This is a genomic window from Marinobacter sp. UBA2498, from assembly GCF_002341575.1.
Classification (GTDB): domain Bacteria; phylum Pseudomonadota; class Gammaproteobacteria; order Pseudomonadales; family Oleiphilaceae; genus Marinobacter; species Marinobacter manganoxydans.
Window position 1 is genome coordinate 9,676 of record NZ_DDOI01000130.1, and the last position, 298, is coordinate 9,973.

General features: G+C 58.4%; 1 pseudogene (cut by a window edge). It reads left to right on the forward strand.

Annotated features, from left to right (window positions below):
- Positions 1–298 (forward strand): annotated as a pseudogene (locus B2W52_RS18055) (hypothetical protein) (its annotated part extends 353 nt beyond the left edge of the window); the annotation flags it as partial.

Consider the following 298-nt stretch of genomic DNA (forward strand, 5'->3'; position numbering starts at 1 on the left):
ACCGTCCGATTCGTCCGCTGTTCCCGAACGGCTTCATGAACGAAGTTCAGGTCATCACCACGGTCATGTCCTCCAGCAAGAACCAGGACCCGGATATTGCCGCGATGCTGGCGGCGTCTGCCGCTCTGTCCATCTCCGGTATTCCGTTCGATGGCCCCATCGGTGCGTCCCGCGTGGGTTACACCAACGAGCGCGGTTACTTCCTGAACCCGACGTTTGAAGAACTGCAGACCTCCCTGCTGGATATGGTCGTTGCCGGTACTGAAGACGCGGTTCTGATGGTTGAATCCGAAGCCAA